The organism is Phaeodactylibacter sp., assembly GCF_040219495.1.
GTDB lineage: Bacteria > Bacteroidota > Bacteroidia > Chitinophagales > Saprospiraceae > Phaeodactylibacter.
Map to the genome: position 1 here is coordinate 1 of NZ_JAVJSK010000149.1, position 14,414 is coordinate 14,414.

15 protein-coding genes are annotated in these 14,414 nt (G+C 48.4%); 10 read left to right on the forward strand and 5 right to left on the reverse strand.

Annotated elements, in window-relative coordinates; all coding sequences use genetic code 11:
- Positions 1–157: 157 nt before the first annotated feature.
- The 6 genes from RIC19_RS23975 to RIC19_RS24000 all read left to right on the forward strand — a co-directional run bounded on the left by RIC19_RS23975 (position 158) and on the right by RIC19_RS24000 (position 5,364).
- Entirely contained in the window at positions 158–853 is a 696-nt protein-coding gene (locus RIC19_RS23975) for a DsbA family protein (protein ID WP_350180924.1), read from the forward strand.
- Positions 854–1,008: 155 nt separating this feature from the next.
- On the forward strand, positions 1,009–2,331 hold the full coding sequence (locus RIC19_RS23980) for a pyruvate dehydrogenase complex dihydrolipoamide acetyltransferase (RefSeq protein WP_350180925.1): 1,323 nt from the start codon (positions 1,009–1,011) through the stop codon (positions 2,329–2,331).
- Positions 2,332–2,431: 100 nt separating this feature from the next.
- Entirely contained in the window at positions 2,432–3,292 is an 861-nt protein-coding gene (locus tag RIC19_RS23985) for an Rpn family recombination-promoting nuclease/putative transposase (RefSeq protein ID WP_350180926.1), read from the forward strand.
- A gap of 119 nt (positions 3,293–3,411) precedes the next feature.
- Positions 3,412–3,771, forward strand: a complete 360-nt coding sequence (locus RIC19_RS23990; protein ID WP_350180927.1) for a CoA-binding protein — start codon at positions 3,412–3,414, stop codon at positions 3,769–3,771.
- Positions 3,772–3,824: 53 nt separating this feature from the next.
- Positions 3,825–4,715: a class I SAM-dependent methyltransferase gene (locus RIC19_RS23995; protein ID WP_350180928.1), complete on the forward strand. Its 891-nt coding sequence runs from the start codon at positions 3,825–3,827 to the stop codon at positions 4,713–4,715.
- Positions 4,705–5,364: a CDP-alcohol phosphatidyltransferase family protein gene (locus RIC19_RS24000; RefSeq protein WP_350180929.1), complete on the forward strand. Its 660-nt coding sequence runs from the start codon at positions 4,705–4,707 to the stop codon at positions 5,362–5,364. The genes RIC19_RS23995 and RIC19_RS24000 overlap by 11 nt, the downstream gene beginning before the upstream one ends.
- Positions 5,365–5,385: 21 nt before the next feature.
- Here the strand turns inward: RIC19_RS24000 and RIC19_RS24005 are convergent, their stop codons facing one another.
- Positions 5,386–5,610, reverse strand: coding sequence for a hypothetical protein (locus RIC19_RS24005; RefSeq protein WP_350180930.1), 225 nt, complete (start codon positions 5,608–5,610; stop codon positions 5,386–5,388).
- 107 nt (positions 5,611–5,717) lie between these two features.
- Between RIC19_RS24005 and mazG the strand changes: the two genes are divergently transcribed.
- Positions 5,718–6,476, forward strand: coding sequence for a nucleoside triphosphate pyrophosphohydrolase (gene mazG, locus RIC19_RS24010; RefSeq protein WP_350180931.1), 759 nt, complete (start codon positions 5,718–5,720; stop codon positions 6,474–6,476).
- A 138-nt stretch (positions 6,477–6,614) separates the two neighbouring features.
- Positions 6,615–7,205, forward strand: a complete 591-nt coding sequence (locus tag RIC19_RS24015) for a bifunctional nuclease family protein (RefSeq protein WP_350180932.1) — start codon at positions 6,615–6,617, stop codon at positions 7,203–7,205.
- 3 nt (positions 7,206–7,208) lie between these two features.
- On the opposite strand, the gene RIC19_RS24020 is transcribed toward RIC19_RS24015, so the two are convergent.
- The 3 genes from RIC19_RS24020 to RIC19_RS24030 form a co-directional block, all read right to left on the reverse strand.
- The gene (locus RIC19_RS24020) at positions 7,209–8,459 is read right to left on the reverse strand and encodes an outer membrane beta-barrel protein (protein ID WP_350180933.1); all 1,251 of its coding nucleotides are present in this window, start codon (positions 8,457–8,459) and stop codon (positions 7,209–7,211) included.
- A gap of 100 nt (positions 8,460–8,559) precedes the next feature.
- Entirely contained in the window at positions 8,560–9,579 is a 1,020-nt protein-coding gene (locus tag RIC19_RS24025; RefSeq protein ID WP_350180934.1) for a threonine aldolase family protein, read from the reverse strand.
- Positions 9,580–9,736: 157 nt separating this feature from the next.
- Positions 9,737–9,868: a hypothetical protein gene (locus tag RIC19_RS24030; RefSeq protein WP_350180935.1), complete on the reverse strand. Its 132-nt coding sequence runs from the start codon at positions 9,866–9,868 to the stop codon at positions 9,737–9,739.
- On the opposite strand from RIC19_RS24030, the gene RIC19_RS24035 reads away from it, so the two are divergent.
- On the forward strand, positions 9,867–10,019 hold the full coding sequence (locus tag RIC19_RS24035; RefSeq protein ID WP_350180936.1) for a hypothetical protein: 153 nt from the start codon (positions 9,867–9,869) through the stop codon (positions 10,017–10,019). The genes RIC19_RS24030 and RIC19_RS24035 overlap by 2 nt on opposite strands.
- Here the strand turns inward: RIC19_RS24035 and RIC19_RS24040 are convergent, their stop codons facing one another.
- On the reverse strand, positions 10,020–11,471 hold the full coding sequence (locus tag RIC19_RS24040; protein ID WP_350180937.1) for a hypothetical protein: 1,452 nt from the start codon (positions 11,469–11,471) through the stop codon (positions 10,020–10,022).
- Between the two features lie 588 nt (positions 11,472–12,059).
- On the opposite strand from RIC19_RS24040, the gene RIC19_RS24045 reads away from it, so the two are divergent.
- The coding region (locus RIC19_RS24045) for a S8 family serine peptidase (protein WP_350180938.1) at positions 12,060–14,414 on the forward strand (2,355 nt) is incomplete at its 3' end.

A 14,414-nucleotide genomic window follows, 5' to 3' on the forward strand; every position in this document is an offset into this window, starting at 1 on the left:
AGTCGAAAACTAACAATTTTTTGGTTAGACGAGGCACGAAAACCGGAGTTTAGCCTTAGCTAAATGAGGATTTTCGGGACGAAGTATAAGCAAAAAAGTGTAGTTTGCAGGCCGATTACTAAAGTCCCAACACGCTCTAAACAACAAACCCAAAGCAATGACCCGGTCCTTTAGTGCCTTCGGGCAGGAAAAGCCTGCATTTTTCTACTTTTACGATGCCCTTTGCGGCTGGTGCTATGGCTTCAGCCCGGTCATTCACCAACTGTATCAACAATACGAATCGGAAATGGATTTCGAAGTCCTCTCCGGCGGAATGATCACCGGTGAACGGGTAGGCAGAATTGGTGAAGTCGCGGATTATATTAAGGACGCTTATCGAACGGTAGAGCAACGTACCGGGGTAAAATTCGGGCAGCCCTTTTTGGAGGGCACGCTCGCAGAAGGTACTGCAGTCTTCACTTCCGTCCCCGCAGCCACCGCTATGGCGATTGTGAAAGAAGCTGCCCCGGAGCGACAGGTCGAATTTGCGCACCTGTTGCAACAGGCGGTTTACCACGATGGCATAGCCCCTGCAGTTGCAGAAGCGTATGCGCCCTATGCGGCTAAGGTTGGCGTGCACGAGGAAGTATTCCTGGACAAGATGAAAGCACTGCCCTACCGAAAACTGGCAGAGCAGGAGTTCAAAATCACCAATCAGGTTGGTGTGCGCGGTTTTCCGACTTGCTTTATGAAAACCGGGGATCAATTTCACCTGATTTCGACTGGTTATCAGCCCTTGCCCGAGCTGCGTAGAGGCGTCCAAAAAGTATTGGACATGCTTCCGGTGAACCCTAACCGAGGGGACGGGTTTTAATTATTGACCAATAATCATTTTCTTTGCACTTCGTGTATAAGTTACACCACGTGTTGAACAGGTCCTGAAGTTGCTGCGATAGTCAAAAATCAGGCATTGTAAATTATTTTCAGACCCATTCATCAAAAGAATCAACGACCAAAATACCCAATCGTATGGCAGAAGTCATCAGAATGCCCCGAATGAGCGACACAATGGAAGAGGGCAATATTGTAAGCTGGCTCAAAGAAGAAGGTGAAGAAGTGGAAGCTGGCGAGACGCTGGCTGAAGTGGAAACCGATAAAGCCACTATGGAGCTGGACAGCTACTTTGACGGAGTCTTGCTCCATATTGCAGTGAAAGAAGGCCCGGTGCCGATCAATGATGTCATTGCGGTAATTGGAGAAGAAGGCGAAGACTGGAAAGCGGCAATCGAAGCCTCTGCTTCTGATAACGGCGGTGCTGATGACAGCAGCGAAGCGCCTGAGGAAGAGGAATCTCCTTCTCAGGAAGAGGCTCCGGCTGAAGCAGCAGCAAGCGACAGCAGCAGTGATGATGACAAGCGCGTCAAAGCTTCTCCTCTGGCCCGTAGCATGGCTAAGGAAGCAAATATCAATCTGACCAGTGTCAATGGCTCTGGCGATGGCGGCCGTATTGTTAAGCGTGATGTTGAAGCAGCGATTGAACAACAACAGTCTGCTCCGGCACCAGCTCCGCAACCGGCACCGGAAGCCCCAGCTGCTCCGGCGGCACAACCGGCTCAGCCGCAGGAGGCACCGGCTGCAAAGATCCCCGAGTTCTCTATCTCCTCAACAGGCGACAATTACGAGGACCAGCCCGTAAGCCAGATGCGCAAGACTATTGCCCGCCGCCTGGGTGAAAGCAAGTTCTCAGCACCGCACTTCTACCTGACGGTGGAAATCAATATGGACAACGCCATTAAAGTGCGTAAGCGCCTGAATGAAGTGGCCCCAACTAAGATTTCCTTCAATGACCTCGTACTGAAAGCATGTGCCGTAGCACTGCGGCAGCACCCGGCCATCAATTCTTCCTGGCTGGGCGATAAGATCCGGAAAAACAAGGACGTCAACATCGGTGTGGCAGTAGCTGTGGATGAAGGCCTGCTGGTTCCTGTTATCCGCTTTGCAGATATGAAGTCCTTGTCGCAAATTAATACGGAAGTAAAGACGCTGGCAGGAAAAGCCAAGAACCGCAAGCTGTCCACCGATGAGATGCAGGGCAATACCTTCACTATCTCTAACCTGGGCATGTTCGGCATTGAGGAGTTCACGGCCATCATCAATCCACCGGATAGCTGTATCATGGCGGTTGGCGGCATCATCCAAAAGCCAATTGTCAAAAATGGCGAGCTGGCCGTGGGCAATATGATGAAAGTGACGTTGTCCTGTGACCACCGCGTGGTGGACGGAGCAACCGGTGCGGCTTTCCTGAATACCGTGAAGGGAATTCTAGAAGACCCCATCCGTATTCTGGTATAAACCCAGCAGTGGGAACAATAAAATAGCAGAGGGCGCTGGCGAAAGCTAGTGCCCTTTCCTTTTGAGGAACCTGGCCCACTGTTTTTTTGTATCTTTAAGTATGAGGTACTTAGATCCAAAAAACGATTTGACCTTCAAGAAGGTCTTTGGGGAGCATCCGCACTTACTGCTGAGTTTTCTCAATGCTTTACTTCCACTGGAAGAGGACCAGCGTATTGAATCCCTGGAGTACATTCCGGCTGAATTAGTCCCTCAACTCCCGGTATTGAAGCAATCCATAGTTGACGTCCGGTGCACCGATAACCGCGGCAGGCAGTTTATTGTAGAAATGCAGATGCTCTGGACTGACAGTTTTAAAAACCGAGTACTCTTCAATGCGTCTAAGGCCTACGTCAAGCAACTAGACCGCGGGCATAAGTACAAGGGGCTTAAGCCGGTTTATGCTTTGAGCTTGGTCAATGAAAACTTTGAAACCGGTACAGATACTTATTACCACCACTACTCCATTGTGCACACCCAGTTTCCGGAGAGGCAAATTGAGGGGCTGCAGTTCGTTTTTATAGAACTGCCAAAATTCAGGGCTCAGAATATTACGGAAAAGAGATTGCAAGTACTTTGGCTCCGGTTTCTTACCGAAATTGAAGACGGCACAGAACAGCTCCCCGGCGATCTTCTCGATGTACCGGAAGTCCGGGAGGCGATCGAATACCTTCAGGAAAGCGCCTTCACCAAAGAAGAGCTCGAAACCTATGATAAATACTGGGACAGTGTAAGCCGGGAACGCACCCTCATTGAGGATGCCTATGAAAAGGGCGAACAACAAGGCGAACAAAGAGGGGAAGAACGAGGGGAACAAAAAAAAGCAGTGGCCATTGCCCGCAGCATGAAAGCAAAGGGCTTTGAAATAGCAACCATTGCCGAGTTAACAGGCCTGAATTCAGCTTATATCGAACAGCTCTAACCGCCAGTCAGAGATGCGCTTAACCGTCTTCGAACGGCAAATATCATTCAAAGATCAGCGTATACCAGTAAAAACTCTATCTTGCGTAAGGTGTTTTCAAAGAAACGAATTGATAAGTAATGAAAAAAACAGTCGTCCTCGGCGCTTCCCCCAAGCCAATACGATACTCCTACGCTGCGGTACAACAGCTGGCCTCCAAAGGGCACGAAGCGGTACCGATTGGCGTAAAGGATGGGGAAATTGAGGGCATTGAAATCATCAAAGGCACCCCTGAGGTGGAAGGGGTACATACCATCACCCTATACCTAAGCCCACCCCGTCAGCCTCAGTACTACGATTATATTTTCAGCCTCAACCCCGAACGCCTTATTTTCAATCCGGGCACCGAGAACCTCGAGCTCATACAATTAGCCAAAGACAAAGGTGTTCAGGTGGAAGTCGGTTGTACCCTGGTGATGCTCTCCATTGGCAATTATTAGACGGTAGGCGTTGAACACCTTTCCCACTTCAACAGTTAGGCAAATAAAAGACTTTGCCAACTGACACCCACTTTGCCACCAACTGGCTGGAAGAGCGCTACAGGTTTGATGTAGCCGCCAGAAACCCACGAGTAGAAGCCGCCTGCTTGCAGTACTTTTCCGATCATACCTCTGTGAGTATCATTGATATTGGAGCGGGCACCGGCGCCAACTTCATTTACCTTGCCGAAAAACTCCCTCAATCACAACAGTGGGCTCTGCTTGAGCTCAACCCTACCCTTCTAAAACACGCCAGGGAGCGCCTGAAAATATGGGGGGCTGCCAAAGGTTATGCCGTTTCGGAAAGTACACAGGAACTCCACTTCAAAAAAAGCCAGCAACACATTAGTGTGCGGTTTGTAAACGGGTCTTTCCTGGAACTCCCGCAGTTGCTTCCCCTCCAACGCTACCACCTGGTTACCGCCTCTGCTGTTTTTGACCTCCTCAGTAAGGAGATGCTGCAGCGTCTGGTTCAAACCTTCCACGGTAACCGTCTTGCCCTCCTCGCCACGTTGAACTACGAAAGTATGTCTTACCTCCCTGCGGATGCCGCGGACGAGCATTGGACAGGGCTGTATGAAAAGCACATGCAGCGCAGTCAGGACTTTGGCCGGGCCCTTGGCCCAGACTGTGCTTCCTACCTGGAACACTGCTATAAGGAACTGCCTAAAGATCAGCTCCTTCGTGCACCAAGCCGCTGGCAGATTGAACCAGGGGATGCCGCGATGCACCAACATATGCTGGAATTTCTGGAAAGGAGCCTGAATGAGATGGCCTCAATAGGGCATTCGGGCCAGGAGCTACAGCAGTGGCTGCAGCAAAAGCACCAATGCCTTCAGGATCGGCAACTAAGGCTTACAGTCACCCATTCCGATTTATTCACAGCCCCGGTATATGAAGGATAAAACCTGGGTAAGACTACATGCAGCGTTGATGCTCGCTGCATTGATTGCGCTATGGTGGACGGGGCGATGGGCTCCCGTGCTGCTGGTTTCGGTCTTTACTTTCAGCTGGCTCCTTATCAATCATAGCCCTGCCCTATGCCGGCTCCGCCCCTTCGGCGGCTACGCCAACCTGATCACCCTGGCAAGGTGGCTGCTCTTACTATATGTCGGCAGTAGTTATCATCAGTGGCACGACTACCTGATTTTCGCCCTTTTACTGACGATCATTATCTCTGATGGCATTGATGGATACCTCGCCAGGCGCTACGGGCAGTCTACCCGGGCCGGAGCATTACTGGATATAGAAACGGATGCACTCATGAGTGCGGTGATGGCAGGCATTCACTATCAAAACGGAACTGCCGGAGGGTGGATTCTACTAACCGGAGGGTTGCGCTATGGTTATGTGTGGGCGTTGTATTTCCTGAATTGGGAAGACCATGAGGGCATAGACAACCCGCATGCGAGGTGGATAGGCGTCGTTTTCATCAGTTCGCTGATGAGCCCTTTTGTGGTAGGAACATGGCTGGCGGTACCCGCATTAATCACGGGTAGCCTGCTGGTCACCTTTTCATTCGGATACTCGCTATGGGGCAAGCGCAATGACTGACCCACAGGAGCCCTGTTGGGTCTAAGCTGTCCTAAACCCGCCCTTCCCGGGTTCAGGCATTTTGCATTCTTCGTCAGGCTTTTTGCCACAAACCGTACAGTCGCCTACTTCGCTTTTCAGCATAGGGTTGTTGGTGGCGCAGGTACCGCGGAATTCATTGCCCGTTACGATCTGCCGTATATTGATGAGGGCAAAGCTGATCCCAAAAACCACAAAAATAATTCCGAGAACATATAAATATTCCATAATTCTATTCCTTCTTTTGGTGCATAAACAAGTAGTGGGCCGGCACAGTTCATAACTCCACAGGAAGCACTACCTTTGCAGGGGCGAAATTACAAAAAAACCATACTATGCAACACAAACTCGATGCTTTTGCACGGTTATTAACGATTATGGATGAGCTGCGGGAGCAGTGCCCCTGGGACCGCAAGCAGACCTTCCAGAGCCTGCGCAACCTGACTATTGAGGAAACCTATGAGCTCGCTGATGCTATTCTGGAGGAGGACCTCCCGGAAATCAAGGAGGAAATTGGCGACCTGCTCCTTCACATGGTTTTTTATGCTAAAATAGCGGACGAAAAGGGCGCCTTCGATATTGCAGATGCTCTTAATACCGTTTGCGACAAGCTCATCAACCGCCACCCCCATATCTACGGCGATGTGAAAGCGGATGACGAGGAGACGGTAAAGAAAAACTGGGAGCAGCTCAAGTTGCAGGAAGGCAAGAAATCTGTTCTCGCGGGTGTGCCCCGTTCGCTCCCTGCTATGGTCAAAGCATACCGCATGCAGGAAAAAACCAAGCAGGTCGGGTTTGAGTGGGAAAACAAGGCACAGGTTTGGGACAAAGTGGTGGAGGAAATAGAAGAATTCAGGGAAGCAAGCGAGCAGGGCCTGTCACAGGAAAAGAAGGAAGAAGAATTTGGCGATGTCCTGTTCTCTATGATCAACTACGCCCGATTTGAAGGCATTGACCCGGAGACCGCCCTCGAGCGGATCAATCAGAAGTTCAAGCGGCGCTTTGAATACATTGAAGCCAACGCTAACCAAGCTCTTACCGAAATGAGCCTTGAAGAGATGGATGCCCTTTGGGAAGAAGCGAAACGCCAATAGAATTTGCCCTTTTTCAAGGAAACCCTGCCAATTTTATTACCTTTGCGCCTCGCAAAATGTATCTTAGATTACCTGAACTACCTTTTGCAGGATTTGTTTTGAAGGTATTCGGTCCTTAAACGTCATGACGCAAACCAGATGAGAAAGATAGAACTCGATATCGTTGCTTTATCTCACAGCGTAACCCAATCCCATAATTATGCGGTGGTTCTCGGAGAACAAGGGGGCTCACGCCGCTTGCCCATTGTTATTGGCAGCTTTGAAGCGCAGGCCATCGCAGTCGCTATGGAGCGTATGACGCCCAACCGCCCACTCACGCACGACCTCTTCAAAAACACCCTGGAAACCTTCAATATTGAACTCAAAGAGGTGGTCATCAACAACCTCCTCGACGGTATTTTCTACGCCCGCCTGATTTGCATTAAAGATGGTGACATCATTGAGATCGACTCCCGTACCTCCGATGCACTGGCTATGGCGGTCCGCTTTGATTGCCCAATCTATACCTACGAGTTCATCCTCGATGCTGCCGGCGTAGTCCTGGAAGATGAAGGGGACGAGGACATGGGCGAGCCTGCAGAAGCCGAGGTGCCTGAAAAAAAAGCCAGCCTGTCTTCCTACTCCGTTGAAGATCTTCGCAAAATGCTGGATGAAGTCCTTAACGAGGAAAACTACGAGCGGGCTGCTGAGATCCGGGATGAAATTGACCGGCGTCAGCAGGAGTCCTAAAGTTTAAAACTCATAACCGGCTACAGCAAAGAACCGGGTAACAGGTAGTGCCAAATTGACTACGTTTGACATTCCTTGTCCTCTTTGCCATCGCAACTCAACAGATAGCGGCCCTTTTGCAACTCCAATTCCGATGCTGCCACAAAGCTCGGTAACCCGCGTTTCTCTTACAGCAGGGTCTTCTCTTACGTATCCAATCCCTTCCACCGTTAAACTATTGTATTCCTGTAGTTTATACCCTAGTGCAATGCCGGCACCGCCCAAAACCGACCAGTTGTTGCCAAAGTAATAGTGGTACCGCAACATCGAAGACAGCTGAAGATAAGCCGCGCCTAAATCTACCGTTGGTGTTGGCAGGGTGGGACGCTCCGGCGTAATCGTTTGCTGAAACCGGAATTGGGTATAAAGCAGGTCATTGGCTAAGGAGATACGCTCATTGACCCATGGGAAAAACACCTCCATAGATACACCTGCTGTCGCATTGGTACTGCTTACATCCTCTAACGCAGCATTAAGAGCGTCTCCTCCCCCACTCACCGAGATAGTGGAATAAGATGCCCCGGCTTTGACTGACCATTTGATTTTTGCCTCTTCATGAGTCGCCCGGAAAGCAGATTCCCCATCCATGCATTGATAGTAAGCATCGAAAACACTCCGCATACTATTGATAGTGTAATCCGTCTTTGCAATCCCCTGTACAATAGCAACACATTCAGAGAGGTAGTTCTCCAGCTGCTTAAGATAGGTTTTGCGCTCAGCCACTACGTTGCTGCCACCACTGACTTCCACCAGGTATTTTTTGTAAATCAGCAATTCGTAAGTGCCAGCCTCTTTGATGTAAAATTGATCCTTTCCATAGTTGTCCCTGAGGTGAAAAAGACTTTTTCCACCATCGTAAAACACCTTTAAAAAGACCGTGTCTCTTTCCAGTACAGGCTCCTCACTAAAGCCCATATTTTCCCGGTTCATAGAACTCTTTTCCCGGTCTACCACTGCACTGACAAACCGATCGCCCTCCACTGAAACGGAACGTATATCAAGTGGATAAAAAACCTGAACAGGTTCATCTCCGCCAGCCTTGTACTGAAATTTTTCGGGGTTAGCCGAAGCATTACCGTAGGCGATGAGTCCATTTAAAACCTTCCCATCAACCTTTTCAATTTTTCCGGGACGGAAGCTTTGCTGAGCCTGAGCGATATCTGGAATAAGCAATAACAAAACTGCAAGAGCGGTAAACAGAACTCGTGAATACATAAGTTTGGTTTTTAGAGCGTGTTATCAAAAGAAAGCGCGGTTATACGACCGACTTTTTTTTAAAAATAAGTATTGAGTTTCACACTTCAAAACGGTGACTTCAGTTATCCAGCTCCTGTAAAGCAGTCAGGACTTTATCCATCATGGCTTCGGTAAAGTCCAGATGGGTCACAAACCGGACGGTCTGATGGCCAAAAGCGGAAGCACTAATCTCCCTTTCCTCTAATTGTTCCAGAAAAGCTGCAGCAGTCCTGCCTGGCTTAAGGTCAAAAATCAGAATATTGGACTGTACCGGACGGACGCTCTCCACGTAATTCAGCCCATGCAGCACCTCCCCTATCCGGCGGGCCCGTTCGTTATCCTCCCGCAAGCGGTCCACGTGGTGGTCAAGCGCATAAATGCAAGCTGCCGCTAAATAGCCCGCTTGCCGCATACCGCCACCCATTACTTTGCGCAAACGCCGCGCCTGTTGAATGAATTCTTTTTGACCAACCAGTACAGACCCCACCGGTGCGCCCAGCCCTTTGGACAGGCACAGAGAAACGCTATCAAATACCTCTCCAACCTCCTGCGTGGTTTCCCCGGTTTCCACCAGGGCATTGAATAGCCTTGCGCCATCGAGGTGCAACGCCAGGCCTTTCTCCCGGCATAGCGCCTGTATTGGCCGGATTTCCTCCAACCTGTAGTAACTCCCACCACCTTTATTGCAAGTGTTCTCCAGCACCACCAGCCGGCTGATCGGCAGCCAGTCGTAGCGGGGTTTGATGGCTGCTGCTATCTGTTCTGCCGTAATCTTGCCATTCGTCCCTTTGATCAGGTTGATCCCTACACCAGAGTTATAAGCATAGCCAGCGGTCTCGTATTGATAAATGTGGGAGTATTCGTCGCAGATGACCTCATCCAGCGGTTGCGTATGCACTTTTATGGCAATCTGATTGGTCATCGTACCTGAGGGGCAGTACAAAGCCGCTTCTTTTCCAAATAGGTCCGCCACCTTAGCTTCAAGTGCGTTCACGGTGGGGTCTTCGCCGAACACATCATCGCCCACCTCGGCCTGCATCATAGCTTCCAGCATCCCCGGCGTAGGCTTGGTGACGGTATCACTGATTAGGTTGATCATCTTTTTTGCGGGGAATTTAGGGCTTTTTTGAGGGAGTTCAACCTATCTAAAGGCAACACATCTGTATTACTTCATTGATTTGGTCCCATAAAATTGAAAAAAGTCCCCTTGCACCGGGACATTTCCTGGTTTGCCTTCACTAAAACATTGAAACAACTCAGTGGATTTTATCTGAATAAGCTTTTCCACCTGCCAGGCTGATCGCGAGCGGCGTGCAGGCACTGAACGGTATTGCCCTGCCCAAAGCAGGCTTACCGCCATTTTCTAACTCGAAAATCTTTAGTGCCATGAAAACGATTGCTGAATTGGCAGCCTTGCTGCCTGGCTCTGCCATGCTTACTAAAAAAGCCTGTAAAAAAGTGAAGGGTGGTGAAAATGCCCCGCCACCGCCACCAGAGGACGATGATCTCGTAGGTAATGACGACATTATTGATGGCTAATCACAGCTTATCTAAATGGTAGAGCAGCCAGTCTTTCAGCATCAGGTGCTGCTCTGCCATTATCTCATCTGTTAAGCCCTTTTTCCTAAGCGGGTCAACGTATGGCAGTGATTTCATTTTGATTACCTGCCGGCAATACCCCAAACATTTCTTATATCGTTGCCCCGCAGCGGTTTCACCATTGCCAGACCGGTCAATGAATCTTCGAAAGCTGGAAATTCGCTCCAGCACAAAGGAAACGGAGTGCCCCCGGGATCCATCATACGTATCGCAAAATATCCGTACTTCGAGCATCCTAAGCCGAAGCTTGAAAAACCACCCATCATGTGGTGTTTTACTCATGATGCCTAAAGCCTCATCAAATAAATCTGGCGCGTTGGTGTGCCATCCTTTATAGTAAAGAAAATAAACCTGGGCCAAGGTCAAAGTTTCTGCTTTATCCTTGAGCAGATAACCAGCATGCGCATCAATAAACTGCTCCACCCACTCAAATTTTCGGACCATCAGCCCGGTGACGACCGAATTCAAAAAGCGAGCCGCCGTTAATTGATTATCTACGACGATAAGCTCTTGAGCATACCCAAATTGGAAGAGCTCAAAAAGCTGAGAGATATACGGCTCTTTATTGCCTACAACCAGAGGTGCCAGATAATTGATAAGCGTTTTAAGGGCCAGGCTGACCTCAAACTCACCCCAAGAACTATAATTGACAAAAAAGACAGTCTTCAATTTCAGAAAAAGCGCATCATTGACGCCCCCGGTATATAGCTTCCATAGTTGCTGAAAAAACTCCAGGAGTTCGGGCGCCTCATCAGAAGATGCGAAGGACAGGGCTTCCTCCAGCCCAAGAAAAGTGGTGTCATCGGGTAGTGTCATCCTTCTTGCGGAACGGTCAATACCGTAAATCAGCAATTGATGGGCAAGCATTTCGTTCAAAGCATGCGCTAGCTGATGTAAATCCTCCGTTCGCTGTTCGTTCTTTTGGATGTTATCAAAAAAATACCGTTCGTGCAATAAAGCCAGGCGCGACTGCAGTTTCAGCAGCCCATCCGGAGCGCTCTCCAGTTTTTTCAGCCCATCATTCAGGGCTTTTTCGAACCCTCCCGTACGCCTTCTTTTATGAAGGGCCTGTACAAGCAGGAGTTGCTGGGTCTGCGGTTGTGCCTGCAGCTCTGTATCAATAAGGTACTGTTCGATATACTGCTGCAAGGAAGTCATCAGGTTACGGAGCTTTTGCGGCTCGTAATCTTCTCCTCGGTAGGCCTTTCGGAACAGGTACTTCAGGTCCAGTTTCTCATGATCAAATTCAGGGTGGAAAGGCACAAGCGCATCCCAAAGCTTTACCACAGGTGAATCCCGGTGCCTTGCTTTTTGCAGGATTGCCTTTCGGACAGACTTCAGCTCGGCTGCTGAAAAGGCGCCTATGGTGCGGGCAAGCTTTGTGGAGTGCATTATAGTGTGCAGTGGCTTTGGATATGATGAAGATAGGGAAAATCAAATACAAAAGAGGACAAAGCCCCTTGTATGCTGTATTGACCATCAAAGGTGGTACTAGCTTGAACTCAAGTAAACACCAGCTGCTCCCTTACGATCAAAAAAACCGCTGCGTCAATCCAAATCTACGTAAACAACTAAAAATCAAAGCTATATCCAACTACAAAATAAGTATTAAAAACACCAAATCCTTTATCCGAACCCTTATAAACCAAAGATATTGTCCTTGGCTCTCTTGCGCTCTTCAGCTAGCTTGGAAACTGATTTTTGCATATGCCAAACGGAAGGGGGCCTCCCCTTTCTGTTTGGAATTTATTCTAACCTAAATCCCTTCCTCAAAGATGAAAAGTGTGACTGCCAACCCTGCCTTTGCCCCTCATGCTTGCTGTTTGTATTTGGTGCTTATCCTATTGGGGGGCCTGACGGCAGTTTCCTATCAACCCACTATAGTGGAGCCATTGCTTTTGAAAATTCATCCCAAAATTTCCGCGATAGCAACCTAGACTGGAATGATGGTATAGCTGTCATTGAATTCGATATCCCTGTTTGGTATATTATCAAGGGCAGCGGGAGTATGAAAAAGCAAAGACGACAGCTTTTACAAAAACAACCTCTAACCCAAACTTGAATTTTATGAAAAACCTCCATTATACTACCTATCCGATGTTGGGCTACACCTTGTTTATTACCATCTGGTTTGGTTCAACAAACATAATGGCTCAAAGTCTGCCAAATATCAAACTAGAGCAATCAACCAATATTTTAAGAGAAACCAATAGTAACTATCTTTTAGCCAGAGCAAAAAAGGATAGCATTGAATATTACCTTGAGCGGGCCAAAGCAGAAAAACTTGCAGATAGTTTAGGGCTGCCCATAGAAGGTTCCCTCCCTGAAGGCGGTCGTTTTGAACTACAGGGGTTTGATGATGCTGGACAATTAAAATACTACAGGACCTTTAATCTTGGAGGTGCGGCTACCATTTCAACAGATGAGGTCTGGCCTGGTGGTGATGCTGGAACCTCACTTACTGGTGATGGCTGGGCGCTGGCAGTGTGGGATGGCGGTAGGGTACTCTCTACCCACACGGAGCTATCTGGTAAAGTTACACAGGGTGATAGTGGTAGTGATTTTGACAACCATGCGACCCATGTAACTGGAACTTGTATTGCAAAAGGAAATAATTCAAATGCCCGTGGCATGGCTTACAATGCTGATGCTATTACTTTTGACTGGAATAATGACCTCAGTGAGATGGCGAGTATGGCAAATGCAGGGCTTAGAGTTTCTAATCATTCTTACGGCCTTCCAGCTGGATGGGAGCTACTGGATAGCGGGAATTGGCAATGGTTTGGGTTTACGCCTTATAGCGATGAAGTGGACTATAAATTTGGGTACTATGATTCTGATGCAGAAGCTATAGATGATATTGTAAGCAATGCGCCCTTCTATCTGCCAGTCATCGCAGCGGGAAACGATCGCGATGATTATTATAATGGGGCTCATCTAGTTCTAAATAGCTCAGGAAACTGGGTTTGGAGTAGCGCCGACAGACCACCCGATGGTGGTACTAGTGGGTATGATTGTATAAACAATATGGGGACTTCAAAAAATAGTATCGTTGTTGGTGCTGTTGAGGAACTTTCAAATGGCTATACAAGCTTCACTGATCCAAGTGAAGTTGATATGAGCTCATTTAGTAGCTGGGGGCCAACAAATGATGGACGGATCAAGCCGGATTTAGTTGCAAAAGGAGTCGGGGTTGAGTCCTGTACTGCTGAGGGGAATTTTGCATATAACACATATCAAGGCACCTCAATGGCAGCTCCAATGGTTACCGGCTCAATACTCCTGATACATGAACATGTTGACAACCTGTTCCCTGGAGCAGCCCTAAGATCATCTGCAATGAGAGCCCTGCTAATACACACCGCTGACGAATGCGGAACAAGCCCTGGACCAGACTATCGATATGGCTGGGGACTCATGAATACTCAGAAAGCAGTTGAGTTTCTTAACAATGAGGACGGAAGAAACTGGATTTTTTCAAGAGATAGTATTATCTCTGGCTCCCCACGCAGTTACACTTTCCAGCACGATGGGGATGGTGGGATCAAAGTAACAGTGGCATGGACAGATCTTCCCGGGAACGTTTGTTCCCCTCCATCAAATAGTGGCTGGTGGATTTGTGATAACAGGATGTTAGTTAATGACCTAGATATAAGGCTTGTAAATTTGGATAATAGTACCGTATACTCCCCCTGGAGGCTCAACCCAAATGCTCCAAACTCTCCTGCTACCAGAGGGGATAATGATAGGGATAATATCGAGCAAATTCATTTCACAAATCTACCAGCTGGAAACTATGCGATTACCATTGACCATAAAGACAATCTGCAAGGAGGAAAGCAGATTTTTTCAATAATGCTGTCAGGTATAGGGGCCATTCCAGAAATGATCACATGTGATGAAGCTATTGATATTCAGTGTGGGCAATCTCTTACAGGTTCTACCTCCGGAAATCCTCAGCCGGTCCCTTCTTGTGCAACATCTTTGAATACAGCCCCTGGCCAGTGGTACCGCTATCTTGGAACAGGAGCACAGGTAATGGCTACCACTTGTTCCCCTATCTCTAATTATGATACTAAAATTGCGGTATTCTCAGGGGATTGTGACAATCTTGATTGTGTATCAGGAGTTGACGATGATAATGAATGTACAACTAATGATTTACTTTCTTCCGTCGAATTCTTCGCTGAGAGTGTAAACGTCCGAGCAACCCCGTATTGCCTGCGCCAGTCGCAAGCGCGACCTTTGTCGAAAAAGGCAAGAGATGAAAAACAATGGCCGCGCCGAAGAGATGGCGCAACTTTTAGAAGAGCAAGCTTCTTCAGGCATGAGCAA